This is a genomic window from Paenibacillus sp. FSL H8-0260 (assembly GCF_045040625.1).
GTDB classification, from domain to species: Bacteria; Bacillota; Bacilli; order Paenibacillales; family Paenibacillaceae; genus Paenibacillus_AQ; species Paenibacillus_AQ odorifer.
In genome coordinates, this window is record NZ_CP150298.1 from 4,916,634 (window position 1) to 4,942,354 (window position 25,721).

Genomic DNA, 25,721 nt, shown 5'->3' on the forward strand with positions numbered 1-25,721 from the left:
TTGTACTGCAACAACGTCTACAACCCAAATATCGCTTCACACTTATTCATTCTTTCCCTAATCCTGTGAGGATTATTGCACAAAGCGAAGATACCTTCAGAGGAAGCTCGCAAATATACCTATCCCTTGTCGCAAAAAAACCGCAAAGCCTTTCTTCCGGGGGCAACGGACAACACAAACTTACGGTTTCCTGCTCCGGGAAAAAGACTATCGCGGTTCACTTAAAGGGACGCCAGCGTCCGGATAATCGCGAAACCAACTCCTGCCATTGAAACAGGGGCGCTTGCGCGGTATCCTTTCTTTTGCCGAGCGTATATCCGATGAACACTACCAGTGCAAAGAACAGCATATCCCAAAAACCGCAAATTAAATAAATCAAACCCAGACCAATGCCGAAAGTCACTCCGGCGATTCTACCCCCGTGACTTTCCCATACTTCTTTCCAAGACATAAGGGAAACTCACCTCTATTCCACTCGACTTTTGAAGCTTGGAGACTGCGTGAGGTTAGCAATATATACAGACACATCAGCAACCGGAATGCCGGTTGTCTCCTGCACAAAATCATGCACCTGACGTTGTACTTCTGTCGTAAGCAGCGGTAATGAATGCTCACCGTCCACTACTGCACGAATTGTAATTTCAAGGCCAGCCTGCGAGACACGAATACGTGACTTGAGATCTCTGATTCCCTTCACTTTACCGGCAGCCTTAAGACTCAGATTCTCAATAGTTTCCATTGAAATCTGGATATCCCCATACTCTGTACGCTGATCGACCGAAGGCAATGAAGCGCGATCACGGCGCAGAGAGATGTAGAAAAATCGGATGCTCAGAAGGAACAAGACAACTGCTACTATTATTGCTGTAATATAAGCTGCTGGTCCATTCTCAATCTCCAAAGTTCTAGGAATCGCACCGCTTAAGAGGAGGATGGCAATAACAGATAGTATTCCGATACTTAAGCTGTAGACAAACAGCAAAAGTCTGTCCAAAATTTTTGCCACGAGTCTCATAACCTCCTTAAATTAGAGTAAACCCTCGACTTTGCTGTCGGGGGTTTATGGAAGAACGATGACTGCTATTTCACACGAAGAATCGTTTCTGTTTCTTCGTTCTTGTCTACAGTGTTGTTGTTCTTGAATTGCACATCATGAATATGCACATTCACTTCCACAACAGTCAGACCAGTCATAGTCTCGATGGAGCGCTTAACATTACGTTGAATTTCAGCAGCCACTTCAGGAAGGCGATTGCCATATTCAATAATTACAGAAACATCCACCGCAGCTTCACGTTGTCCAACCTCTACTTTAACTCCTTTGGACAGATTCTTACGTCCAAGAAGTTCAACAATACCACCGGCGAATCCGCCGCTCATACCTGCTACACCTTTAACCTCAACGGTCGCCAGACCTGCAATAACCTCGATTACTTCAGGAGCAATCTGGATTTCACCGATTTCCGTCCGTTCGTATTCTGTCGGCAATGTACTCATTTTAGACTTCACACCTTTCAAGAAAGATTGTTCATGATTTCAAGCGTAAAGCACGTCTCTTATTAAACATACTATATCATTTGACGAACTTTATGACAAACAAACCGAAGTCGTCCTAAATTTCATACTCTTCAAGAAACTTAATGTCAAAGTTACCATCCAAAAATACAGGATGCTCCAACAGTTTCTGATGGAAAGGGATGGTGGTATGAATGCCTTCCACGGCGAATTCAGCCAAGGCGCGCTTCATCTTCGCAACCGCTTCCTGACGTGTAGGAGCCCAGACAATCAGTTTTGCAATCATAGAATCATAGAAAGGGGAAATCGTATATCCTGGGTACGCCGCACTATCTACACGAACGCCAAGGCCTCCTGGTGGCAAATAAAAGCCGATTTTTCCTGGTGAAGGCATGAAATTACGCTCAGGATCTTCAGCATTTATACGGCATTCAATGGACCAGCCATTAATCACGATATCTTCCTGAGTGAATGACAGCGGATTGCCTTCTGCTACAGAGATCATTTCCTTAATCAAATCCACACCTGTAACCATTTCTGTTACTGGATGTTCAACCTGAATACGGGTATTCATCTCCATGAAGTAGAACTGTCCATCCGGTCCAAGCAGGAATTCAAGTGTTCCGGCTCCCGAATAATTCACGGCAAGTGCTGCTCGAACTGCTGCATTACCCATTGCTTCCCGAATTTCCGGTGTGAGCACTGAACAAGGTGCCTCTTCAATCAGCTTTTGGCGACGACGCTGCACGGAGCAGTCCCGTTCACCTAAATGCACTACATTGCCATGTTTATCTGCAATAATCTGAATCTCTACATGCTTCATGCCTGTTAGGAATTTCTCCAGATATACACCAGCGTTACCAAACGCCTTTTGTGCTTCCTGTTGTGCAGCAGTAATCTGCTTCACCAAAGATTCCTCGTCCTCAGCAATCCGTATTCCCTTACCTCCGCCACCTGCAGTAGCCTTAACGATGATCGGGTAACCAATATCGCGGCCCAGCATGACAGCTTCCTCTACATCGCCTACAAGACCATCTGAGCCCGGGATAATCGGAACTCCAGCCAGTTTCATGGTTTCCTTCGCCACAGCCTTGTCACCCATACGGTTTATGGCATCTGGAGAAGGTCCTATGAAGATAATATTGCAAGATTCACAAATCTCTGCAAAATCCGCATTTTCAGCTAAAAATCCATAGCCAGGATGGATGGCATCACATTCCGTTAAGGTGGCTACACTCATAATATTTGTAAAGTTCAGATAGCTGTCCTTGGCCGGCATCGGACCGATGCAGTAAGCTTCATCAGCCAACCGGACATGCAGTGAATCCCGGTCGGGTTCTGAATAGACCGCGACGGTGGAAATGCCCAGTTCACGGCAGGCCCTAATAATGCGGACCGCGATTTCGCCGCGGTTGGCAATCAACACTTTTTGAATGTTCATGCGTTTCCTCCCAAAGTTTTGCGAAGCTTCCGCTCCTTAAGTAGTCTGCGGTATTTATTCCGGTTTAACCAAGAATAGTGGTTGACCGTATTCTACAAGCTGACCGTTCTCAGCAAGTACAGACACGATTTCACCTTTAATCTCCGCTTCCAGCTCATTCATCAGTTTCATCGCCTCAATAATGCAAACCGTTGATTTTTCACTTACACGGTCTCCAACATTAACAAACGAAGGCGTTTCCGGAGAAGCGGCACTATAAAAGGTCCCCACCATTGGAGACACAATTTTATGTAGTTTGCCTTCTGCAGCTGCTTGTGGCTGCTGCGCTGGAGGAACTTCACCTACTACCGGATAGGATACTTGCGGTACGCTCTGCGGCTGCGGGGCAGGCGTAAAGGGATAGGCAGCATAAGGAGTCGCCTGTACTGCTGTTCCATCAGCTTCAGGGCGATCCGGTTTGCGAATTGCAAGCTTCATTCCTTCGCTTTCGATCTCCAACTCATGTACAGAGGAGGTCTGGTCCAGCAATTTAATCAATTCCTTAATTTCGCTCAACTTGAACATATATCAGTTCACTCCTTCAGCTTTCTCTCGAAGCCACTTCTTAAGCGGACAAGATAACTTTATGTATTATATCACAATCGGTAAAAATGGAAAGAGCCCGGGGCAACCCGAGCTCTTTCGTCATTTTTCTTTTAATTGTACAGCTTATTATTGCTCAGAAACGTATTGTACACTAATTTTATCTTGAGATACACTCAGTTCCTTCATTACGAGATCCACGATGCTGACCGCTTGCTTTACATCCAGTTTGTCGCTGAGAACGACTACTTTATAGCTGTCTCCAGCTTCTTCCTTTACAATCGCTTCGCCATATTTTTGTTGAAGCTGTTCTTCGATACCGGTAATTTTGGATTCTTTTTCTTCAAGATTAAGAAGTTGTTCTTGAGCGACTGCGTTATCGGCAGGTGTTTTGTCCATGTCATTAATCAAAGCAAGCAAGTCTTGTTGGTTCTTAAGATTCTTTTGCTCACGTTCATAAAGGTAGTTAGTGAACATGCTGCTCGCCGATACACTTTGAGAAGCTACTTCATCGAGAATTTCTTTGTCATTTTTAGCTGGAGTCTTGGTTGTTGTATTTGCGGCTGTATCTTTAGCAGATGTATCTGTTTTCGCGGCATCTTTAGCAGCAGTGTCGGTTGTTGCCTTCTCTGAGTCACTGCTATTTGCGGCAGCTTTACTGCTATCGTCCTTAGCAGCTGTAGTTGTACTTTCGTCCGTTTTAGCAGTAGTAGTGATATCATCCGTTTTAGCGGTAGCAGCACTGTCATCCGTTTTGGCGGCAGTAGCGCTGTCGTCCGTAGTAGCGGCGCCAGTAGTGCTATCTACAACGCCTTCATCGGCAACAACATCGCCTTGACTAACAACTTCGTTCACAACAACACCTTTGTCACCAACCGTTGGCAACGCTGCACCTGCTGTGTCTTTCAGGGAATCAACCTGCATTGTGCCAGCCGTGTCTTTTGGAATCGAAGCACCTGAGTCTTCAGTGAATAAATAGTATGCAGAGAGGACCACCATCAAGCTAAGCATAGAAACCAACCATATCGTTTGTCTTTTGCCGTTCATTCCTAATTCCTCCTAAAATTTAATCTAGTGGCTGCTTCGGAAGCACTCACTTATTGACTTTCTCCTGCTACTCTTGTTTGCGTGGTACTACTGAAATGCGCTGGATTGGGACGTTCAAGCCTTTTTCTATAGCCTGCTCGACAAGTCCACGAACAACCTTGTTCTCTGCCCCTTTGGCAACTACCAGTACGCCGCGTACCTGAGGTTTGATTCGCTTCGTCACGATGGGTGTCTCGTCCCCTGATTGCGAGTAGGTTACGATTTCGCCATCCCTCGTATATTGTGTCGTATGACGTTTCCCCCCACTGGCATCTGTCTCTTCACTAAGCTGTTGGGAGTCATTCATATTACGCACCACGACAATTTCTTCTGTAGACTCCACTGTAACCATGATATCGACTGTACCGACGCCAACGATTTTCTCCAAAATTTCCTTCATCCGGTTCTCCATCGCTAGTTCGATGCTGTCGAACGAATTGGTCGTTGTGGTTGGATCACTCTGCACCAGCGCCGTTTGAGAGGACTGATTCACCGGCGGCTCACGCCCTGTATTCTCGTTATCAATCCTCTTCACATTGACGAAGGAATTGAATAGCATGATCGCTGCGCCCAGCAGACCCAGAATGATCAGCCAGCGAAAGGTATGGCTTCTCTTCGGACTTCCGGCCCCACCCCCAGCCCACTGCTCAAGCTTTTTCAGCCAATTGCTCACTCCCATCCCTCCTAAAAATTATAGTTCTTAGAAACATCAAGCTCATGATTTGACGTTACTAGCCACGCTGCCATCCACCTGAATGACTTTGGGATCCAAATCCCACTTCAGTTCCAGCAGCTTTACAATGGACTCCATTTCACTCGAGGACGCGCTGTCTTCAGCTACAGTTCCGTTCACTGCTTTATTAGGTTCAGCTGATGATGTTGCTTCACTCTCTACGTTATCTGCCGGATTAGCGCCAATTTTAACTTCTACAGGTGCTACAGGAGAGATTGTAATGGGTGCTGTAGTCGCTGTGCTGGAAGCTCCGGAAGTACCCGGGGAGTTAGCCGTTGTCTGAGGCATAGAGACCCTTACATTGGAAATGACAGGAACGTCTTCGTTACCAGTGCCGCCAGACTTCCCCATGCCCAGCGTTACGGTGACATTAACCCCGCGTTTGCCGGTCTCACTGATAATCTGCTCTTTCATCTGACCCGCCACCTCTTCGGCAGCGAGCTGCAGACTCTGTTCCTGACGGCCTTGTGCAAGCTTTTGCCCATCTGCCAAAATCTGTTCCAAGGATGGGTCTCCCTTCCCTCCGCCAGTGAACAAACTGCCCTCTTTCTCTTGCTGTCCCATAGCGACACTCAGTTCGGAGATTGCATTACCTTTCAGGAGAGAGACGATAGGGCTGAGCATCGTGAGCAGGATTAGGAGACTTAGCACCAATCTTGCATAACGCTCCATGGATTTGCTTGGGAGCAGCAATTCAACAAATGACGCCAACAGCACAACCAGGATGATCTCCCGCAGCCAACCGCCCAACCAGCTCATGGTTTCCCTCCTAAAAGTTTGGTTGCTTCACCTCATCATTACAGTCAAATTGCCCGCAGTCAGCATGATCGTAACCGCCATAAAAAACATTAAGGAAACAGCAGCCAAAGCAGCGAACACGTATACCATGCTTTTTCCAATCGTCTGGAGACAGACCACAATCGGCGTCTCTCCCAGCGGCTGCATCACAGCGGCGGCTATATTGTAGATAAGGGCAAGCACCAGGATTTTGATTGCCGGAAAAGCACACAGGAACAATATGATAATGACACCCGATAACCCGATCGCATTTTTCACCAGCAGTGAAGCTGAGATTACTGTGTCTGTGGCATCCGCGAACATTTTGCCGATGACCGGAACAAAATTCCCTGTAATATATTTAGCGGCCCGAATGGTGACCCCATCCGTTACTGAGCTTGTTATCCCTCGAACGGAAATTACACCTAGGAACACAGTTAGCAGTACACCTAACAGTCCAGCACCGATGTTTCGCAGCAGATTAGCCAGCTGGGTTAGTTTATATTTCTCCGACAATGCGCTGACCAGATGCAGCACAGCCGAGAAGAACAGAAGCGGAAAAACAAGGGTGTGGATCATGGTGCCAACCGTATGAATCATAAAAACAATTAACGGATGGGTGACGGAGACCGTAACGATATTCCCCATCGAAGCCAGCAGCGCGAACAGCAGTGGAATCATCGCCATCATGAAATCGATCATCCGATCGATAGCATCCTTTGCATAACCAATAGCGATATTGAAGCTGTTCACGGCAATTACCAGCACCACCATATAACAGAGCGTATAAGCGACCTTACTGACCGTTTTTCGCTCAAAAGCGGTTTGCAGCGTCTCCAGAATCATGCTGAGCACACTGATCATCACAATCGTCACGAGCAGCTTTCCGTTGTACAGTACCTCATGCCACATAAAGCCTAGAAGCCCAGATAACACACCCTTTAAGCTGAGCCCCTTATCTCCCGGAAGCAGCATGTCCATTAGCGTTGGTGTGGCCCCGTCCGGGAAAAAACCACCATAATCCTTCATCAGCTGATCCCAGTACGACTCGACTTTATCTTTGGGTAAATTATTCACCTGGCTTTTGACCCACTGGTCTACCGGGGAGGAACTGCCGGATTCTGGTGTTGAGGAAGCTTGCACACTCTGAGCTGTACCTGCAAACCATAGAATGAAAAAGAATGGAAGCAGCAGCAGTATTATTTTTAATTTTGGAGGACGGAAAACACTGTGCTCTTGCATAATTTCTCCTCCCGATCCGTTGCTCAGCTCTCTTCACGATTGCTTTAAGCAGGCAGTAGTTTCATGACGGTTTCGATAATGATGCTGATAATGGGTACAGCTAGTACCATAATTAGCACTTTTCCGGCGAGTTCTATTTTGGAAGCAATCGATTCCTGACCGGCATCTCGTACAATCTGTGCACCGAACTCCGCGATATAGGAAATGCCGATGATTTTGAAAACAGTCTTCAAATAAATCATTTCCATCCCCGATGACTCAGCCACCCGCTCCAGTGTAGAGAGGATCATTCCGATCTTGCCGATCAGAAACATAAAAATTAGAATTCCTGTTGTAGTAGCAAGAAGGAAGGCGAACATCGGTTTTTGTTCCTTCAGTACGAGAATCAATATGGTCGATATCAGCCCAATCCCAACAACTTGAATAATCTCCATAGCACGCCTATTGAAAAAGAAAGATCGTTTTTATTTCCTGCAGCAACCCGTCCAGCATCCGAATCACCATGAACAGCACGACTACGAACCCGATCACGGTGACCCAATGTGCGAAATCCTCTTTTCCCATCTGTTTGAGCACCGTGTGGATCATGGCGATAATTATGCCAATGCCGGCAATTTGAAAAATCGCATTGACTTCAATATTCATTCCTGGCACCTCGCTAAAAGATCAAAATGACGATCAGTACTCCAAGCAGCAGACCCAGGCTTTTACTTAACTTTTCATATTTGCCTTGATCCTCTCTGGCCACCGACTCCTCCTGCTTCAATTGCTGCAATGCTAACGCGATATGAGTGCTCTGATTCGACCTATCGCTTGTGCCGAGAGTACAGCTGAGCTGACGAAGAATCTCTCTTTCTGTCCCCTTCATAGCGGTAGACTTCCAATATGCTTCCATCGCCCGCTGGATGGCATCCTGGGCGCTTCTGTCATAGGGAGGACTCATCTCCTCCGCTGTTTTGACAAACAACGATTTCAGCGGGTCCTTCGACTGATTCCCAATCCGCCGCATGGCTTCCGGCAGTGGGGTGAAGCCGTACATGATCTCTGTTTCCAACCGCTGTAGTGCTGCTATTAAACCTCTGATATGTCTGGGCCTGTCTGCATATTGACGAGCAAACTGGAGACCTGCAAGCGTACCAGCCACCACAATGAGCACAGCACCGAACAGCTTAAGCATGCAAATCACCGCCTAGTCGATCCCCGGGAGAGATAAGCAGCATTCCTCTTTTCTGGCCATCCAGAATACGAAACGTGAGGCCTGCTTCTGAACGATGGAGTATGACATATCTCTCGAACATCTTTTGTTCCAGCAGTCCTCCAAGACCCGGCCTACGAGCCAACTCTGTTACATCTTTTCCGTGAGCGGAAGCAATGACAGATATTCCGGCATGCAGTGCCTCGGTAACTGCTTCGGCATCTTCAGGACGCCCAATCTCATCCGCGATTAATACCTCTGGCGATAGCGACCGGATCATCATCATCATGCCTTCTGCCTTGGGACACCCATCAAGAACGTCTGTCCGAGGACCCACGTCAAAGGCGGGAACACCACGCCGGCTGCCAGCAATTTCAGACCGTTCGTCAACAATTCCCACCTTCAGCCCCGGTCTAATCCCTTCGCGCTTGCCCAATTCCCCTAAGGAGATTTGTCTTGCAAGATCGCGGAGTAGGGTAGTCTTGCCATGTTGTGGAGGGGAGAGAATCAAGGTGTGCATCATTCGCTGCCGCCCCTTGTCCAGTAAATAAGGCAGCACTCCATCTGCGATTCCAGGTACCTCACGAGCAATACGGACATTAAAGCCAGTGATATCACGAAGATGCTCTACACCTCCGCCACTCAGTACTGTCCGGCCAGCAAGTCCTATCCGATGACCGCCGGGAATCGTAATAAATCCTTTTCTCAGCTCTTCTTCCATCGTATATAGCGAATGGTTGCTGATCAGGTCTAGCAGTCGATGAGTGTCTTCCCGATCCGGCTTGTAAGCTTCTTCAGGCCTCTGCGTCAAACTGCCATTCACTCTTAGAAAGTGATATTTACCAGAGTAGTTAATTTCCAGCGGACGACCTTCACGGACACGAATCTCCTCCACCATTCCTAGCAGCGGAAGGGGAAGGCACTTTAACAGCGCTCTTACTTTTTCAGGAAACAATTGCAGCCAATCATCTGCCATACAAAGTACCCCCAAGCTGTCCTCTACTTAATTGCTTTATTCCATATTTATGCTTGTACGCGCCTAATATGCCTATCATCTATCATTTTTTCAAAATCCCGATTAAGAGAAAGGCTACACCGCAGCCCACCCAGCCTAATTTGCTCCACGACAGCTGCTGTGCCATCCCAGTCAGGCCAATAGCTGTCGTCAATATCAATATGGTCGGGCCTACCAAAGCCAGTCCAGAATTGACAGCCAGCGCCTTATCGACCTGATTTAATCTGAGCATTATCAGCGCAGCTATAATCTCTGCACTGCCCGAGAACAACCGCAGAGTTGCCATCCAGCTTACATACTTGTCCAATCTACTCCACTCCTTTTACTAATTCATTCATACCAAAAGAGATCTGAGGCTTGTTTAGCTTTCTATTACTCATGGATATGCGTGGCTTTTTCACTTTAGACAATGAGAAATGACAGATTTGCAGATCAGACTGTGAAAGAATTCATAGTGAGTGGGTTCATAAATAAATATAATCAGTACGATAAAATAATTTTTACGAACGCCTTCATCTGTGGTATCCTTTTTAATTGGAAATATAGTGAGTTTATATTTTCAAAAAAAGGCAAACTAAAAAGACATAAGAAAAAGAGGGGATTTGTGTCATGCACGTACGAAATTACGGGCTACCGCTCAGCATGCGGTCCGTAGTCAGACCAGTAAGAGAAGCGGCAATCATTATTTTTTCAGCTTTTTTAGTCGCCGCAGGGATGAGATTATTTCTAATTCCTCATCAACTGCTAAGCGGCGGGGTAGCAGGGGTGGCTTCAGTCATCGGGTATGTAACTAATCCGAAGTACATCTCAATCATTTATTTTGCGATAAACCTTCCTGTTCTGATCTGGGGATTTATTGCAGTGGGGAAAAAGTACATCTTACTAAGCATGCTTTCCGTTTTAGCTACCACCTGGTTCATGACAATTATTCCTGCGGTAAAAGTGACCAAAGACCCGATTTTGGCTAGTATTTTTGGCGGCGTAATTATTGCTGGCGGGGTTGGATTTTCTCTCCGTGCCGGGGGTTCATCTGGAGGATTTGATATATTAGGCTCGATTATTACACGTAAGCGGGATATTCCTATTGGGAATGTACTCTTCGTAATGGATGGGATCGTTATTCTGAGTTTAGGCTTCTTTAAAAGCTGGGACTCAGCCTTATACGCTATGCTCTGTATTTTTGTGAAAAGCAGAGTGGTTGATATGATTCATATTCGTCATGTTAAGCTAACCTGCTTCATTGTTACCAAGGAACGGGATAAAATGCTGAATCGTCTTAGAGAGCTGCCTCATGGCATCACAGTAGTCAACGCAGAGGGCGGTTACAGTCACGAGGGCAATACAATGCTGATGACCGTAACGACCCGCTATGAGCTGTCAGAGCTGCGTAAGACTATCCTTGAGACGGATCCAAGCTCTTTCGTCAATGTACTTGAGACTGTTGAAATTCTAGGCCGGTTTAGACGTTTAGGATAAATACCCATATAGATGTAAAAAGGAACGCTGCATTCAAACCTGCAGCGTTCCTTTTCATTTATTGCTGATGCCCAAAAAGGAGACCCCGTAGCTAAATAGCTGTAGGATCTCCCTTTTTATTGATTGAACGGCTCTTAACGACGATCCTTAGGACCACCAACAAAGGCCTGCTCAGTTGTATCCAGATTATAAGCGGTGTGAAGCGCCTGAATGATCGATGGCAAATTGCCGGATTCGATTACACAAGAAACCTTAATCTCAGACGTGCTGACCATCTTAATGCTTACGCCCTCTTGGGAGAGCACATCAAACATTTGAGCCGCAACACCAGGATGGCTAACCATACCCGCGCCAACAATAGAAACCTTAACGAGGTTATCCTCGGACGTTACTTCACGGTAAGGTAAAGTTTTATGGATTTCTTTAATTACTTCCTTCGCACGGTCCAGTTCATCAAGTGAAACTGTAAATGAGAAGTCAGCCTGCTCATTCTGCACACCACTTTGTACTATGATATCAACGTTTACGCCTTCTTCAGCCAGCTTGCCGAAGACTTGAGCGAGTACACCCGGTACATCAGGTACTCCTAGAATACTGACACGTGCTACATTCTTATCATAAGCAATCCCACTAACTACGACTCCTTGCTCCATGCTTGCTTCCTCCTTCACAACAGTACCTTCATTATGATTAAAGCTCGATCTAACGACCAGCTTAACTTGATGACGCTTAGCATACTCCACTGCACGCGGATGTAGTACCGCCGCTCCCAGATTGGCAAGCTCTAGCATCTCATCGTATGAGATTTCGTTCAGCTTGCGGGCTGTTTTCACAATGCGTGGATCTGTAGAATAGATACCATCAACGTCAGTATAAATCTCACATACATCTGCTTGAATAGCAGCCGCAAGGGCTACAGCTGTCGTGTCCGATCCTCCGCGGCCCAGGGTAGTGATCTCACCATCCAAAGTCATCCCTTGGAAACCGGCAACGATAACGATCTGTTCGCGTTCCAAAGAAGCTACTACACGGTGTGGATCAATATCATTGATACGAGCTCTACCGTGGGTTTCGTCTGTACGGAACCCGGCCTGCCATCCTGTATAAGATACTGCATTCCGCCCGATCCCATGAAGAGCTATGGACAAAAGAGCAACGGAAATCTGCTCTCCTGTTGTCATCAGCATATCCATTTCACGTGCAGGCGGCTGCCCGTTTAATTGCTTCGCCGTATCGATCAAATCATCTGTTGTATCCCCCATAGCAGATACAACTACAACGCAGCGATGTCCCTCATCCTGCTTGTCTGCGATGCGCTTGGCAACACGTTGCATGCGTTCTGTGTCGCCGACGGAGCTGCCTCCGAATTTCATAACATAAAGTGACAAAGTCCCACTCACTCCCCATATCGGTCTATGTAGTTGCTTCTAATCGGTTTCCCGCTTTAAACCAGTATAATACGAAAATAGCGTAATGCGTTAATGATTTCATTAAAAAATTATTGATTTTCCAGAAGCTAACAAAAAGATAAGGTCAGCTTCAAGACACTAGCTGACCTCATTTCACTCGTCTTCCAGTTTTTTATTGAGAAGCTGGTCGATAAGTCAGGGCCATCACTCCAGAACTGAATCTTTTGGAGTCCACTAGCTCCAACGTCTTCTCTTCACCAACGTTATCGAACAGGCGCTGACCGCTACCCAGCAGAATCGGGAAGACCAGAAGCTGATATTCATCGACAAGGCCAAGCTGCATCAGGCTCTGCGCAAGCGTACAACTGCCAAAAACGAGAATATCTCTCCCCGGCTGCTCCTTCAGCTTGGACACCTCTTGAACAAGATCGCCCTTGATCAAGCTTGAATTGCTCCATGTTGTTTCTTCGAGAGTTGTGGAGACTACGTACTTGGCGTATCCATTCATCATTTCACCGTACTCACCTGTCTGCTCAACCATATTTGGCCAAGCCTCTGCAAAACCTTCGTAGGTTGTCCGTCCTAACATTAGAGCGTCAGCAGCTTTCAGTTCAGCAAATTTGAAATGCTCCTGTTCTTCACTTCCGAATGAGAAGGTCCATTGTGGATTTTCCATAACACCATCAAGGGATATGAACTCAGATATAATTAATTTTCTCATATGCGTCTCCTTCTAATCCTTTAATTCGTAAGTATAACATTCCACACCCATACTGTTCCTCATGCATCCTCGTTTATATACCAAAAACCCCCCACCGTAATAACGGGGGAGGCTGATTGGTTATAAGTTCGGCAAGTATGATGCTTCCTACGCGCGGGAGATATATTTACCTTCGCGAGTATCAATAAGCAGCACATCTCCTTCATTGATGAACAGAGGAACTTGTACAGAATGACCTGTTTCAAGCTTGGCCGATTTAGTAGCGCCTTGAGCAGTATTACCCTTCACACCTGGCTCAGTTTCAACAACCTTCAGCTCTACGCTGGTAGGCAGGTTAATCCCAAGGATTTCACCTTGGTAACTGATGATGTTTACAGTCATGTTCTCTTTAAGGAAGTTCAATTCCCATTCAAGCTGCTTGCTGGACAATTCGAATTGGTCATAAGTTTCGTTGTCCATGAAAGCATGCTCCGATCCGCTTGCATACAAATATTGCACGCCACGGTTCTCAATAATAGCACGGCCAATAGTTTCACCAGCACGGAAAGTACGCTCAACAGTGTTACCATTGCGCAGGTTTTTCAGCTTAGAGCGAACGAACGCTGCACCTTTACCTGGTTTAACGTGCTGAAAATCAAGAACGGTAAAAATATCACCGTCCACCTCTACGGTCAAGCCTGTCTTAAAATCGTTTACTGAAATCACTAAAAATCCCTCCTGAATTCGATAATTAAACTACTACTTTTCTTACTTACAGTACTGTATATTCTTTGGACGAATGGGTCAGCAGCGATATTCCGCTCTCGGTGATCACAATATCGTCTTCAATACGTACTCCGCCAATCCCCGGCAAATAGATACCTGGTTCTACAGTAACGACCATTCCCGGCTGCATGATATCGTCACTCAGCTTGGACAAACGCGGCCATTCATGAACTTCCATTCCAAGTCCATGACCCGTGCTATGTCCAAATTGATCACCATATCCGTAGCTAGCGATGATATCACGTGCCAGTGCATCACATTCCCGTCCAGTCATACCCGGTTTGATATGTGCCAACGTATGTAGCTGAGCTTCCAGCACAATATCATAGATTTCTTTCAGCTTCGGATCTGGAGCTCCGAGTGCAATGGTACGAGTCACATCTGAGCAGTATCCATCGAGTAATGCACCGAAATCAAGCGTAATAAATTCATTACCTTGAATTACACGGCTGCTTGCTACGCCATGCGGCATGGACGAACGTTCACCTGAAGCAACAATCGTATCAAACGATGACGCAGTTGCCCCGTGGGTACGCATATAGAATTCCATTTCCAAATCGACGTCTCTTTCAGTCATGCCTGGTTTGATCACATTCAGAATATGATTGAATGTAGCATCAGCCAGATCAGCTGCACGTTGCATAACAGCAAGCTCTTCAGCATCCTTGAACATACGGAGGTCTTCCACGGCTTTGGAAACTGGAACTAACACTGCCGGCTTAAGGGCTTCCGCATATGAGGTATAAGCGCTGAAAGAGACATCATCCTGTTCGAAACCAACACGTACCTCACTGCCTGTTGGCAGCAACTCGCGTACTGTATCAATAAATTTAGGACCATGCTCTACAACCTTAACTCCTACCGCTTGATCCGCAGCCTGTGTCATGTACCTGAAGTCAGTTAGCAGATAACAATCATCGCTTGTCACCAATACATAACCGGACGATCCGGTAAATCCACTTAAATAGCGGCGGTTATAACCGCTGGTTATCAACATTGCTTCCAATCCTTTATCCTGCAAAACCTTACGCAGCTTGGAGACGCGCTCGTTACCCATTTTCATTCTCCTCTCGAAATAGCCACATTGTATTTTAACATAGGGATATCCCCTTGAGAAGTTTTTTCGAGCCGTTAGGCAAGTGCAGTCGCTTGCTCACGCTTTCGTTCGTCGGTATACTCAATCGCCGCTGTGTATCCAATGAACATCCCCCAAAGTAAAAAAAGGCAGAACTCACTAATCACAGTGTTCCACGGCAGCTTAAAAGGCGGCTGCATAAGAAACATTTGCGAGCCGGGAATAAATATAACTACCCACCACAAAACACCATAAACCAATCCTGGCCAAGGTCCCTTCAGCTTGCGCAGAATAAGCACATATAGCAGTGAGGCTATCACTGAAAATAAGATGAAAAACAAATAACCCACGAGATGTCCATACATTGTCGTCAGAAAAGTATGTTTAAAAAACGGCTCTGCTAAATAACCAGGACTAACCTTGGTAAAGCTGAACCAGTAGATTAACCAGTGCAGCCCTCCCCAAATCAAACCTGCGAAAAAACCTAATTCGAGCGCAAAAAACCAAATATTAGTATGATCTGATTGTTGTTGATGTGATTTGCTCATAGAATTGCCTCTCTTTCCGTATTTTTAATACCGATTTGTCTCTCCTTGTCCATATAAGGTAGTATGTGCAGCAAAAGGCGATCCAACTAGTAATGTCTTCAAAAATTAGTTACAATGTATTATATAAATCATATTAATTACGGGAAGGTGAATTGGTTGTCCCAGGAAACTCCCAGCTATGGCGGCCAAGCCGTCATTGAAGGCGTCATGTTCGGCGGCAAGCATATTAATGTAACAGCCGTGCGACGAAAGAATCAGGAGATTACATTTTTGGAGGTGCCAAGAAGCGATAAGAGCTGGGTCACTAAACTGCGCAAGATTCCGCTGCTTCGCGGCCTTGTCAGTATTATAGATGCCAGCGCCAAAGGCTCTAAGCACTTGAACTATTCGGCTGAATCCTATGCCGAAGATGAATTGGAACCCGAAGAACTGGCGAAAGAGAAAGCTAAGCCGAAGAAAAAGGACGAAGGCTGGAGCCTCGGAATGATTTTTGGCGTTGCTGTAATGGGTATTCTCTCCTTCTTATTCGGAAAGCTCATTTTTACGCTTGTACCAGTATTTGTCGAAGATTTTTTATTCAAGAATGCATTTGATAACTATGTACTGCACAACCTCATAGAAGGCGGCATTAAAATGGTTCTCTTGCTGGTCTATTTATGGGCGATTTCGCAAACACCTGTGATCAAGCGGCTATTCCAGTATCACGGTGCGGAACACAAAGTCATCAGCGCCTTTGAAGCAGGCGAAGAGCTGACTGTCCAGAACGTTCAGAAATACAGCCGTCTGCATTACCGCTGCGGAAGCAGTTTTATGATGCTGACGATTATCCTCGGCGTTATTATTTACTCCGTAGTACCCTGGGATAATCTTTGGGAACGTGTGATCCAACGGATTATTCTGCTGCCTGTCGTAATCGGTGTTTCGTTTGAGGTTCTGAAGGGTACCAACGCAGTAAGAGAAATTCCAGGTCTCAAATACTTGGGATACCCTGGACTATGGCTGCAGCTGCTCACTACCAAAGAACCAAAGGATGATCAGGTAGAAGTATCCATCGCCTCTTTCAATCGTATGCGTGAGCTTGATGCAGAGATTGAAGCCAGAGGATATACGGAGGCAAGTGTGTCAGGCGGCATATTGGATCCTGCGAAAGGATGAGTGTCCTATGATCAGGCATGCTTTAATTTTTTGGATTTCTGTAATTCTTGCAATATTCAGTTTTGTGATTGGAGTCTTGACTGAGCCTTTCTATACGCTCTCAAAGCTGATTCTCCCCTTAGTACTGTTAGCGATTATCTATTATGCTTACAAAATGGGACCAGGGAAATACGCTCGCAGCAGCAATGGATCTAGAATCAAAGTCAAACCTTCGCAGAAAACCATGACCAAGGTTGCTGGGATTCGCAAGACTCAAGCAGTACCAGGCAAACGTAAAAGTTATCCCTTCCAAGTCATCGAAGGAAATAAAGGGAAAAACGATGATCAGCTTCCAAAGTACCATTAACTAAATTAAGACAAACACCAAAAAGCATCTCCACGTTTCAAAATAACGTGCGGGATGCTTTTTTTCTGATATTTTAAAGCTTGCTTGTTATCTGGGGCGCCACTCCTTAAAGAAGTCTTCCCCTGCCTTCAGTCCGGCGGCATACAATTCGTCGCTTTGCATCTTCGTAATATTAAATTGGGTCGTGCCGATACCCAGCGTTGGGATGGTGACCGTGCGGACATATTTATCATCTTCAATATATTTCTCATCATGAGCAGACAGCATGGTGCTTACCATAGCTTGCAGCATACTGAACGGTCCCCTAATCCTGTGGGGCTGCGGGTCGGTTTTACCTACTGTTTGATACCCTACCGTAGGGATTCTTTTCCCCGGCACTTTACTATCCTCATTCATCCCGTCAAATAGCCATAAAGGAAAATTGCTTAATAACCCTCCGTCCACGACGTATACAAATTGCTCAATAAAAGACTTTCCTCTAGCGGACTGTCCATTTAACCTGAGCATCACTGGATCAAAAAAATAAGGAATGCTGCAGCTCATACGCACAGCCTTAGCCACTTCAAAATGTTCAGGAGAGATTCCATACTGCTCCAACCCATCTGGTAAGACCAATATCCGGCCATTGGTAATGTCAGAAGCAATTATAGATAGTTTGCCTGGTGGCAGATCACGAAAAGTGATAATTCCCTTTTTAAGCAAAAGCGATCTCATCCACGCTTCCAAGGCTTCACCCGAATACAATCCCTTCTTCAATAACACTCGCAGTGCAGGACCTACCCAAGCCGTATTATAGATGGGAGCTCGCTTCATAAACGATGAAAAAGAAGTTCCTTGGATCATCCGACTCATTTCCTCACCTTCATAACCCGCAGCCAGTAAAGTCGCTACAATCGCGCCTGAGGAGGTTCCAGCGACCTTTTTAAAGGTTCGCCCCGCCCTTTCCGTGGCTTCAACTGCTCCAGCGAGAGAAATCCCTTTTACTCCCCCTCCTTCAAACACAGCGTTAATCTCCATACACAAAAATCCCCCGTTTCCCATAGATTCTATTGCTTATCTATGAGCACGGGGGAGCATTCATGACTCCTTATCTAGAACAGTTATCTTAATTGGACTGAAAATAAAAGGTCAGCAAATTTGATAATCCAAACGGATTGCGGAATACAATGTCATTTGCTCTGAACATGATACTGCCTGCAACCTCTTTATATTTCTCATTATATTTAAGCTGGTTGATGATTTGGTCGCCACTTTGCCATTCTGCTTTCTGGTCACTTGCTCCAACCTTATAAGCAGCTTGCCCAATATAGAGCTTAACATTCGTATTCTCTACCTCTTTAACCCACCAATCTACTAGCTTATCGTAGCGGGCAGTGCTAAAGGACAGACTCCAATAAATTTGCGGTGCGACATAGTCAATCCAGCCTTGCTTGATCCATGTCCGAACATCGGCGTACATATCGTCATAAGCGGTAACTCCAGCTGTGGTATCCGAACCTGTGCTGTCTTTTTTGATATTACGCCATACACCAAACGGACTAATTCCATAAGAAACCTTCGGTTTCACCTTATGAATCTGTTCTCCCAATTGACGGACGAATTCATTAATATTATCGCGGCGCCAATCTGCCTTAGAGGACAAGTTCTTCGTGTTATAAGTCTTATAAGCAGTATCATCGGCAAAAGATACACCTGAAGGATAGAAATAATCATCCAAATGGACACCATCTACATCATAGCCTTTGACGACCTCCAACACTGTATCGATAATGTGCTGGCGGGCTGCTGGGATCCCTGGATTGATGTATTTTTTACCTCCTGCGTCTACAATCCATTCCGGATTTGACTTAGCCACATGATTACTAGCTAATGCAGATGTAGAAGCATCCGTTGTCGCGCGGAATGGGTTGAACCATGCATGGAACTGCATACCGCGTGAATGTGCAGCGCTGACCATATAGCTCAACGGGTCATAACCCGGATTTTTTCCTTGTGTGCCGGTCAGCACCTTAGACCAAGGAACTAGAACAGAAGGGTACAGGCTGTCTGCTGAGGTTCTAACCTGTACAAAAACAGCATTAAAACCAACAGCTTTTAGCTTGTCCAGCAGATTATCAAATTCTTGTTTTTGTTTCGCTTCGTTACCTGCAGAAGCTACTGAAGGCCAGTCCAGATTAAATACCGTAGAGATCCAGGCTCCCTTCATCTCCTTGTTAGCCGACGCACCAGGGATACTTGGAACTGTTGGCGAGGTCGGTTTTGGAGTCGCTGTAGGGGCTGGGGTAGGTGTTGGCGTAACGACTGGAGTCGCTGTAGGTACTGCTGGTGTTTCCGGATCAGCAGCCTGCGGCGGCTCTGTATTAGAGTACAAAGAAATATGTTTGGTTGCCTGATCCCAGATAACCTGTAACCCCAATTGCTCACTTACAAAACGAAGCGGCACCATAACCCGTCCCTGCTTAATCTGTACTGAGGTGTCGAGGGCTACAGAAGCATTATTAACTAATGCACTTTTCTGGCCACTGGTCAGCTTGATCTCTGTATCTCCTTGCGTGATTGTAACTGTCTTACTGCTTTGATTCCAAACTACTCCAGCACTCAACCCTTTACTAATGACGCTAATTGGCACCATCGTTACATTCGAAGCTGTGATATACGGCGGCACATCACTTGCCAGCGCCTCGCCATCCAGTTCAATGGTAATCTGCACAGCTGCCGCACGTGCCCCAGGAGACCATAAAGGCAGAAACAATACTAATACTAGCAATCCCAACATCCATTTACGATAATTCATAATTCCTCCCCAAATCTAAAATAATATGTATCCTATAAAAAAAGAAAAAACGGATCAATCCTCCAAGTTGATGTACCGATTCCACCCTTCAAAAGAATGGTATCAGTCTCAGCCAGAAAAAGGACTTATCCGTTTTGACGCTAAAAACTGGGAAAGGTTGCACTAAACAAAATAGAAACGGCTATACCATCTAGTAGTTTATGCTCACCAAAGCCTTGCTGGGCATAACTTTAAGGACGATATCCGTTTCGGGAAAAACCATTTCAAGAATCGCTTGCCAGTTCATTGTGAATAGCATATAAAGTCTGCAGACGTTCTTCATCGCGGCGGAAATACTCCACCAACGTTTCGATACGTGTAATCGAATCCCAACTCAGGTGGTGCTCGATCCCTTCAACATCATTATAGATAAATTCCTGCTGTACTCCGATCAAACCGAGGAATTCTTCCAATAGTTGATGACGATCAACAAGACGTTTCCCTACTTTTTTCCCTTTGTTGGTTAGGACAAGCCCACGATATTTCTCATAGATGAGATATTCGTCCTTATCCAGTTTTTGGATCATCTTGGTCACAGAGGAGGGGTGTACTTCCAGTCCCTCGGCAATATCCGAGACCCGCGCATAACCTTTCTCATCAATGAGCTTATATATGCGCTCCAAATAATCCTCCATGCTGGGTGTTGGCATTAAAATTTACCTCTTTTCTATAATGAACCTGGCGCCGAGCCAAACCTTGCTCTAACAATGATACATGTTTCTAACGCCCCTTGGCAAGTCCTTCAAGAGAACATGCTGAGGAGTTACCCATGATTGCCATGCTTCTAATGAGACTCAGTTAGGCATAATAAACGTACTCATCTTTCAGAAGGAGCGTGAATTCATGACTATAGTGACACCTGAGACCCCTCCCGTAAAGAGAACCAGAAAAGCTACAGCCCTTTTTGTCCCGGAGCTTGTTTTCTTCGAGCCGAATGCTTTAAATTACCCGAAAGGTGAACGAATCATGGAATGGGTGAAGGCTAACAATATTCCCTATCGCATGACTACATCGCATAACCGTATAATGAATTTCCCGGGTGACACAGAGGTCGAGCAATATAAAATTGCCAAAAGAACACTTGTAGTCGGCCTGCGCAAAACCTTAAAGTTTGACCAATCCAAACCCTCCGCAGATTATGCAATTCCGATCGCAACTGGCTGCATGGGCCACTGCCATTATTGTTATTTGCAGACTACTTTAGGGGCAAAGCCTTACATTCGTGTATATGTAAACACCGAAGACATCATTGACGCCGCCAAAAAATATATCGAGGAGCGCAGCCCTGAAATCACGACTTTTGAAGCAGCCTGTACCTCAGATCCGTTAGGACTGGAGCATATTACCGGGTCTCTGTCAGAACTCATCACATTCATGGCAGCGGAGCCCCTTGGCCGCCTGCGCTTTGTGACCAAATACCAACATGTTGAACCTCTGCTCGATTTGCAGCATAACGGACATACCAGAATTCGTTTTAGCGTGAATGCTGACTATGTGATCAAAAATTTCGAGCCTGCTACCTCGCGGTTTGAAGAGCGAATTGAAGCGGCTGGAAAGGTTGCCCGCGCCGGCTATCCACTGGGCTTCATCATTGCCCCAATTATTTGGTATGACGGCTGGCAGGAAGGCTATGCGGAGCTGCTGGCCAAATTAGCCAAGACCCTTCCTCCGGAAATCGGAAAAGGTCTAACCTTTGAAATGATTCAGCACCGATTCACCAAAACAGCCAAGACTGTAATTGAGAAACGTTACCCGAAATCTAAACTAGAAATGGACATGGAGAAACGCAAAAAGAAATGGGGCCGCTGGGGACAGAACAAATATGTCTATCCGGATGAACAGCAAACCGCCCTGCGAGAATTTATCACAGAGCGGATTTTCGAGCATTTTCCGGAAGCAGGTATTGATTACTTCACCTAAAAAATCAGCCAATCCGGCGTTACTCCTTGTAGCCACACTGTGATCCTGAACATTTGATCCGTGAACAGCAAAACACCCATAAATACCATAAGTATGCCGCCAATCTTCATCAGCAGATTCGAGTACTTGAGGATACGCTTCACTCCGCCTAGGAAAAAGGCTAAAAGAAAAAATGGCAAAGCAAATCCGATGCTATACGCGGTAATCAATGTAAACCAAGTGCCCGGGTCGCTTGCCGAAAGAGCAATAATTGCCGTCAAAATCGGCCCGATACAGGGTGACCAACCCGCAGAAAAACCAATTCCAAAAATAAAGGAGCCCACATAACCCGCCGGTTTCCATTTTAAATCAAGCTTACGTTCACGAAGTAAAAACTGCGGCTGAAAAATCCCAAGCAAAAACAAACCCATTACAATAATTAGAATCGCCGACAATTGCCGGATCAGATCACGCTGGCCATTAAAGAATTGCCCGAATAATCCAGCCCCAAAACCAAGTGTGTAAAAAACTGCAGAAAAACCTAATATAAATGCCAATGTATGAGTCAGGGTGCGTATACGAACCTCTTTAGAGTTGCTGCCTGATTTTAATTGTTGAACGGATAACCCGGTAATGTACGATAAATAAGAGGGGTACAGCGGTAAACAGCATGGCGATATAAACGATGCCACCCCTGCGGCTAAAGCAATTCCTGCATTGATATTAGACAAAATAGCGGCTCTCCTTCCGGCATTCGAGTCACTTCATGGAGCTGCTTATGGCTCCTTTTTTTCGCTTATCGTCCTTACAAGGACACCGAAGGCGTTTATGCTTGCCTAATGTGATACCGATTACTTAATTCGCTGTTTATGCTGGCAATCCCTTTTTACCGATCAAGGTTAATACCAATAATGATATGAGCAAAAGCACAATAGTTGCACCGGGAGCCAAATTCCAGACTCCAGCTACCACTAGTCCACCTACAACGGCAATCTCCGAAATAATAACCGCCAGGATGACCGAGGATTTAAAGCTACGGGATAGCAATAAGCTGATTGCAACCGGAATAGTCAACAAAGCAGATACCAACAGCGAGCCTACGATCTTGATGGCTGTGCTAATCACAAGTGCTGTCAGAATGGTGATCAGCATGTTAAGCAACTTCACCGGAAGCCCGCTTACACTTGCTGCATCCTCTTCAAAGCTAAGCAAAAAGAACTCTTTAAAGAACATCGAAACTACCACTACAACAGCTATAGTCACTATGCCTACAACGATCAAATCGGTGTTATCGAGCGTATAAATACTGCCGAACAAATAACTCATTACATCCGCATTATACCCTTTTCCTAAGGTGAAAAAGAGTGAAGCTAACGCCACTCCGCCCGACATTATAATGGCAATCGACAGCTCCGCATAACTCTTATAAGCCTTGCGAAGCTTTTCAATTGCGAAGGACGCTACCACTGCAAAGATAAGACCTGCGCCCAGCGGATAAAATCCTGTTAGAAATCCGAGTGCCACCCCCGCTATAGTAACATGAGCCAGCGTATCTCCGATCATGGATAATCGTCTAAGCACAAGAAAAACGCCTATAAGCGGCGCTGTTATACCAATCAGCAGTCCGCCCGCAAGCGCCCGCTGAAAAAAATCGCTAAATAGTATTTCCAACTTAAACTCTCCTTCATACAAAACTCAAACCATTTTAAAGCCTTTTTCAAACCTTTTTCGATCCCTCCCAAACCCTCCCTTCCAAGGGAGGCCCCAAGGGCTCTGCCCTCTGGACACCCGTTAAGTGCAACTAGCGTAGGAGTTAGTGTTACTGAACATAGTTAGGTCGGGGAAAGATCGCTTTCGTCCCTAAAGGGACACGCTTGCAGACTGGGCGGTGCTTAGATACGAGAAAGATTAAGATCAACTAGAATTGAGTCCCCGACTTCCACACTCACACACTATGTATAGCTCTAATCGCAGAGAAAGCTGCGATTCAGAGTTTAATTATGACTTAAGAGAGCGTGTGCTGCAGGTTCTCTTCTGTGCAATTCTGGAGATCATGTGAGTGGCGGGAGTAAAAGTTGATTTTACCATTTGTCTGCACGGGCTCATGACCTAAATAATTTTTAATCATGTCGATATCATGCGACACCATCAGGAAGGTCATATGATGATGAGCATGCATATGCGTGATTAATTCAAAGAATCCCGCTTGCGATTCGGCATCAATACCCACCGTAGGTTCGTCCAAAATCAGCAGGTCAGGATGGTTAATCAGCGCCCGAGCCAGAAAAACACGCTGCTGCTGACCGCCTGACAACTGGCCTACTCTTTTCTCCGCAATATCTTGTATCCGCATGACTTCAAGCGCATCCTCACATTGACGGTGCTGAGCCTTGGATACTCTGCGGATCAGATTCTTGTTATTGTATAGACCTGACAGAACTACTTCACGCACCGTTGCTGGAAACAAAGGGTTGAAGGCATTCTTTTGCGGAACATACCCGATCCGTTCCCAGTCTTTAAACTTGCGGACAGGCGTTCCGAATAATTTAATTTCACCACTGCTCGCTGGAAGCAAGCCGACGATCATTTTCATCAATGTTGTTTTACCAGCACCATTAGAACCAATGATACCAAGGAAATCTCGTTCTCTTACACTATAGTTAAGATTCGATATCACCTTCTGTTCCCCATATGAAAAAGAAAGATCCTGTATATCGATGATATGCTGATGGCAGTCCAAGGATACCGATTGCATGCTTAAGTACCGCCTTTCCCTTATACTTTCCTTATTATTGTAAGGCCATAATCAGATTTTGCAAATTTTTCTCCATCAGAGTGAAGTAATTATCGCCTTTCTTCTCTTGCTCCGCAGTAAGTCCCTCTACCGGATTAAGCACCATAGTGGAAACGCCCGCTTCGGCGGCCAGAGTCTTAGCCAGTTTATCGGAGACAAGCTCTTCAAAAAAGATATACTTAATCCCTTCATCTTTTACCATTTTCGCAAGCTTCACTAAATCCTGTCCGCGCGGCTCAGCGTCTGGCGAAAGTCCCATAATCGCATGCTGATCCAATCCATAGTCACGGGCAAGGTAAGAAAAAGCCTGATGCGATACTACGATCTTATGGTTGGGCAGCTTAGCAAGCTCCTCTTTGAATTTACTGTCTAACGCCTGCAAACGTTCCGCAAGCTTATTGTAACGCTCTTCATAACCTTCTTTATGCTCAGGATCCACGGACTGAAGGCTTTCTTTAATATTCTGAGCCATGACAATGGCTGATTTTGGACTTACCCAAGTATGCGGATCTGTATGCAGGCTGTCTCCAGAGGCATTACTGTTATGATCCGTGTCCTCATTTTGATGAGACTCTTCCTCACTTGCCCCATGATCATGCCCGTCATCTTCATCGGTCATGATATAATCAATACCTTGACTTACTTCAACCGCCTTAACTTTACTGCTGCTATCAAGGCCTTTTAAAAAGTTAGGAACCCAGCCTTCTAAGCCTGCACCGTTATATAGAAATAGCTGTGCCTTAGAAGTGTTGATAATGTCTTGACTGCGCGGTGTCCAATCATGTGGCTCCACACCCACCGGAAGCAGGTTAATAGCATTGATATCTTCCCCGCCAATCTCTTTAGCAAACTCGTAAATAGGATAAAAGGTTGTAACTACATTTACTTTCCCTTCAACTATACTTCCACTGCTCTTAGGTCCGCATGCACTTAGTGTAAATACAAGTACCAGTGCAAGGACGAGCAAACTTATACGTGATTTCATTGCCGCCATTATATTGATCTACCCCTCAAATCGTAAATTTTACTATTAGTAGTATAATAGTAATCGTTACGATAAGTCAACAAAGAAACCTCACTCAGAAGAAAGACGGTATCGTCCTTTATAAAAAAG

30 protein-coding genes are annotated in these 25,721 nt (G+C 45.6%); 4 read left to right on the plus strand and 26 right to left on the minus strand.

Annotated elements, in window-relative coordinates; genetic code table 11:
• Nucleotides 1–217 precede the first annotated feature (217 nt).
• From MHI51_RS21955 to MHI51_RS22020, 14 genes are all read right to left on the minus strand, one after another.
• A complete protein-coding gene (locus MHI51_RS21955) occupies nucleotides 218–451 on the minus strand; it encodes a DUF2273 domain-containing protein (protein WP_036682825.1) in 234 nt (77 codons plus the stop codon).
• Nucleotides 452–466: 15 nt separating this feature from the next.
• Nucleotides 467–1,006, minus strand: a complete 540-nt coding sequence (gene amaP / locus MHI51_RS21960) for an alkaline shock response membrane anchor protein AmaP (protein ID WP_036682827.1) — start codon at nucleotides 1,004–1,006, stop codon at nucleotides 467–469.
• A 74-nt stretch (nucleotides 1,007–1,080) separates the two neighbouring features.
• Nucleotides 1,081–1,497: an Asp23/Gls24 family envelope stress response protein gene (locus MHI51_RS21965; protein ID WP_076129649.1), complete on the minus strand. Its 417-nt coding sequence runs from the start codon at nucleotides 1,495–1,497 to the stop codon at nucleotides 1,081–1,083.
• Between the two features lie 115 nt (nucleotides 1,498–1,612).
• The gene (accC, locus tag MHI51_RS21970) at nucleotides 1,613–2,956 is read right to left on the minus strand and encodes an acetyl-CoA carboxylase biotin carboxylase subunit (RefSeq protein WP_076129648.1); all 1,344 of its coding nucleotides are present in this window, start codon (nucleotides 2,954–2,956) and stop codon (nucleotides 1,613–1,615) included.
• Nucleotides 2,957–3,010: 54 nt separating this feature from the next.
• Nucleotides 3,011–3,520, minus strand: coding sequence for an acetyl-CoA carboxylase biotin carboxyl carrier protein (gene accB, locus MHI51_RS21975; protein WP_076098642.1), 510 nt, complete (start codon nucleotides 3,518–3,520; stop codon nucleotides 3,011–3,013).
• Nucleotides 3,521–3,667: 147 nt separating this feature from the next.
• Nucleotides 3,668–4,585, minus strand: a complete 918-nt coding sequence (locus tag MHI51_RS21980; RefSeq protein WP_076277675.1) for a SpoIIIAH-like family protein — start codon at nucleotides 4,583–4,585, stop codon at nucleotides 3,668–3,670.
• Between the two features lie 67 nt (nucleotides 4,586–4,652).
• Entirely contained in the window at nucleotides 4,653–5,297 is a 645-nt protein-coding gene (gene spoIIIAG, locus MHI51_RS21985; protein WP_175617305.1) for a stage III sporulation protein AG, read from the minus strand.
• A gap of 42 nt (nucleotides 5,298–5,339) precedes the next feature.
• The gene (gene spoIIIAF / locus MHI51_RS21990; protein WP_405173259.1) at nucleotides 5,340–6,116 is read right to left on the minus strand and encodes a stage III sporulation protein AF; all 777 of its coding nucleotides are present in this window, start codon (nucleotides 6,114–6,116) and stop codon (nucleotides 5,340–5,342) included.
• Nucleotides 6,117–6,143: 27 nt separating this feature from the next.
• Nucleotides 6,144–7,376: a stage III sporulation protein AE gene (spoIIIAE, locus tag MHI51_RS21995; RefSeq protein ID WP_076218779.1), complete on the minus strand. Its 1,233-nt coding sequence runs from the start codon at nucleotides 7,374–7,376 to the stop codon at nucleotides 6,144–6,146.
• Nucleotides 7,377–7,420: 44 nt separating this feature from the next.
• A complete protein-coding gene (gene spoIIIAD, locus MHI51_RS22000) occupies nucleotides 7,421–7,810 on the minus strand; it encodes a stage III sporulation protein AD (protein ID WP_036682847.1) in 390 nt (129 codons plus the stop codon).
• Nucleotides 7,811–7,817: 7 nt separating this feature from the next.
• On the minus strand, nucleotides 7,818–8,021 hold the full coding sequence (spoIIIAC, locus tag MHI51_RS22005; RefSeq protein WP_036682849.1) for a stage III sporulation protein AC: 204 nt from the start codon (nucleotides 8,019–8,021) through the stop codon (nucleotides 7,818–7,820).
• 13 nt (nucleotides 8,022–8,034) lie between these two features.
• Nucleotides 8,035–8,553, minus strand: a complete 519-nt coding sequence (gene spoIIIAB, locus MHI51_RS22010) for a stage III sporulation protein SpoIIIAB (protein WP_076104383.1) — start codon at nucleotides 8,551–8,553, stop codon at nucleotides 8,035–8,037.
• A complete protein-coding gene (gene spoIIIAA / locus MHI51_RS22015; protein WP_076220015.1) occupies nucleotides 8,546–9,547 on the minus strand; it encodes a stage III sporulation protein AA in 1,002 nt (333 codons plus the stop codon). The genes spoIIIAB and spoIIIAA overlap by 8 nt, the downstream gene beginning before the upstream one ends.
• Nucleotides 9,548–9,629: 82 nt before the next feature.
• Nucleotides 9,630–9,893 (minus strand): YqhV family protein, encoded by a 264-nt coding sequence (locus MHI51_RS22020; protein ID WP_371915730.1) that lies wholly within the window; start codon nucleotides 9,891–9,893, stop codon nucleotides 9,630–9,632.
• Between the two features lie 302 nt (nucleotides 9,894–10,195).
• On the opposite strand from MHI51_RS22020, the gene MHI51_RS22025 reads away from it, so the two are divergent.
• Nucleotides 10,196–11,062 carry a YitT family protein gene (locus MHI51_RS22025; RefSeq protein WP_081382367.1) on the plus strand — a complete coding sequence of 289 codons (867 nt, stop codon included), beginning with the start codon at nucleotides 10,196–10,198 and terminating at the stop codon, nucleotides 11,060–11,062.
• 134 nt (nucleotides 11,063–11,196) lie between these two features.
• On the opposite strand, the gene MHI51_RS22030 is transcribed toward MHI51_RS22025, so the two are convergent.
• From MHI51_RS22030 to MHI51_RS22050, 5 genes are all read right to left on the minus strand, one after another.
• Nucleotides 11,197–12,450 carry an aspartate kinase gene (locus MHI51_RS22030; protein WP_036682855.1) on the minus strand — a complete coding sequence of 418 codons (1,254 nt, stop codon included), beginning with the start codon at nucleotides 12,448–12,450 and terminating at the stop codon, nucleotides 11,197–11,199.
• Nucleotides 12,451–12,643: 193 nt separating this feature from the next.
• Nucleotides 12,644–13,192, minus strand: a complete 549-nt coding sequence (locus MHI51_RS22035) for a dihydrofolate reductase family protein (protein WP_076220016.1) — start codon at nucleotides 13,190–13,192, stop codon at nucleotides 12,644–12,646.
• Nucleotides 13,193–13,339: 147 nt separating this feature from the next.
• Nucleotides 13,340–13,897 carry an elongation factor P gene (efp, locus tag MHI51_RS22040; protein ID WP_038572538.1) on the minus strand — a complete coding sequence of 186 codons (558 nt, stop codon included), beginning with the start codon at nucleotides 13,895–13,897 and terminating at the stop codon, nucleotides 13,340–13,342.
• Between the two features lie 46 nt (nucleotides 13,898–13,943).
• Nucleotides 13,944–15,014, minus strand: a complete 1,071-nt coding sequence (locus tag MHI51_RS22045) for a Xaa-Pro peptidase family protein (RefSeq protein WP_036682862.1) — start codon at nucleotides 15,012–15,014, stop codon at nucleotides 13,944–13,946.
• Between the two features lie 74 nt (nucleotides 15,015–15,088).
• Nucleotides 15,089–15,580, minus strand: a complete 492-nt coding sequence (locus tag MHI51_RS22050) for a YqhR family membrane protein (RefSeq protein ID WP_036682865.1) — start codon at nucleotides 15,578–15,580, stop codon at nucleotides 15,089–15,091.
• A gap of 207 nt (nucleotides 15,581–15,787) precedes the next feature.
• On the opposite strand from MHI51_RS22050, the gene MHI51_RS22055 reads away from it, so the two are divergent.
• Nucleotides 15,788–16,735, plus strand: a complete 948-nt coding sequence (locus tag MHI51_RS22055) for a DUF1385 domain-containing protein (protein WP_094901946.1) — start codon at nucleotides 15,788–15,790, stop codon at nucleotides 16,733–16,735.
• A 7-nt stretch (nucleotides 16,736–16,742) separates the two neighbouring features.
• Nucleotides 16,743–17,081 carry a hypothetical protein gene (locus MHI51_RS22060; RefSeq protein WP_076220017.1) on the plus strand — a complete coding sequence of 113 codons (339 nt, stop codon included), beginning with the start codon at nucleotides 16,743–16,745 and terminating at the stop codon, nucleotides 17,079–17,081.
• A gap of 87 nt (nucleotides 17,082–17,168) precedes the next feature.
• Here the strand turns inward: MHI51_RS22060 and MHI51_RS22065 are convergent, their stop codons facing one another.
• The 3 genes from MHI51_RS22065 to mntR all read right to left on the minus strand — a co-directional run bounded on the left by MHI51_RS22065 (nucleotide 17,169) and on the right by mntR (nucleotide 20,564).
• Nucleotides 17,169–18,098: a patatin-like phospholipase family protein gene (locus tag MHI51_RS22065; protein WP_076277677.1), complete on the minus strand. Its 930-nt coding sequence runs from the start codon at nucleotides 18,096–18,098 to the stop codon at nucleotides 17,169–17,171.
• 88 nt (nucleotides 18,099–18,186) lie between these two features.
• Complete coding sequence (locus tag MHI51_RS22070; RefSeq protein ID WP_405173260.1) at nucleotides 18,187–19,875, minus strand: family 10 glycosylhydrolase; 1,689 nt, start codon at nucleotides 19,873–19,875, stop codon at nucleotides 18,187–18,189.
• 263 nt (nucleotides 19,876–20,138) lie between these two features.
• A complete protein-coding gene (gene mntR, locus MHI51_RS22075) occupies nucleotides 20,139–20,564 on the minus strand; it encodes a transcriptional regulator MntR (protein WP_036682880.1) in 426 nt (141 codons plus the stop codon).
• Between the two features lie 193 nt (nucleotides 20,565–20,757).
• Here mntR and splB point away from each other — a divergent pair, with 193 nt between their 5' ends.
• Complete coding sequence (splB, locus tag MHI51_RS22080) at nucleotides 20,758–21,834, plus strand: spore photoproduct lyase (RefSeq protein ID WP_076220440.1); 1,077 nt, start codon at nucleotides 20,758–20,760, stop codon at nucleotides 21,832–21,834.
• On the opposite strand, the gene MHI51_RS22085 is transcribed toward splB, so the two are convergent.
• The 4 genes from MHI51_RS22085 to MHI51_RS22100 form a co-directional block, all read right to left on the minus strand.
• Nucleotides 21,831–22,544, minus strand: coding sequence for a cytochrome c biogenesis CcdA family protein (locus tag MHI51_RS22085; protein ID WP_076220439.1), 714 nt, complete (start codon nucleotides 22,542–22,544; stop codon nucleotides 21,831–21,833). The two genes, splB and MHI51_RS22085, sit on opposite strands and share 4 nt — an antisense overlap.
• A gap of 136 nt (nucleotides 22,545–22,680) precedes the next feature.
• Complete coding sequence (locus MHI51_RS22090; protein ID WP_036682884.1) at nucleotides 22,681–23,484, minus strand: metal ABC transporter permease; 804 nt, start codon at nucleotides 23,482–23,484, stop codon at nucleotides 22,681–22,683.
• A gap of 334 nt (nucleotides 23,485–23,818) precedes the next feature.
• The gene (locus tag MHI51_RS22095) at nucleotides 23,819–24,568 is read right to left on the minus strand and encodes a metal ABC transporter ATP-binding protein (protein WP_036682888.1); all 750 of its coding nucleotides are present in this window, start codon (nucleotides 24,566–24,568) and stop codon (nucleotides 23,819–23,821) included.
• Nucleotides 24,569–24,602: 34 nt separating this feature from the next.
• Entirely contained in the window at nucleotides 24,603–25,601 is a 999-nt protein-coding gene (locus MHI51_RS22100; protein WP_076220976.1) for a metal ABC transporter solute-binding protein, Zn/Mn family, read from the minus strand.
• Nucleotides 25,602–25,721 lie beyond the last annotated feature (120 nt).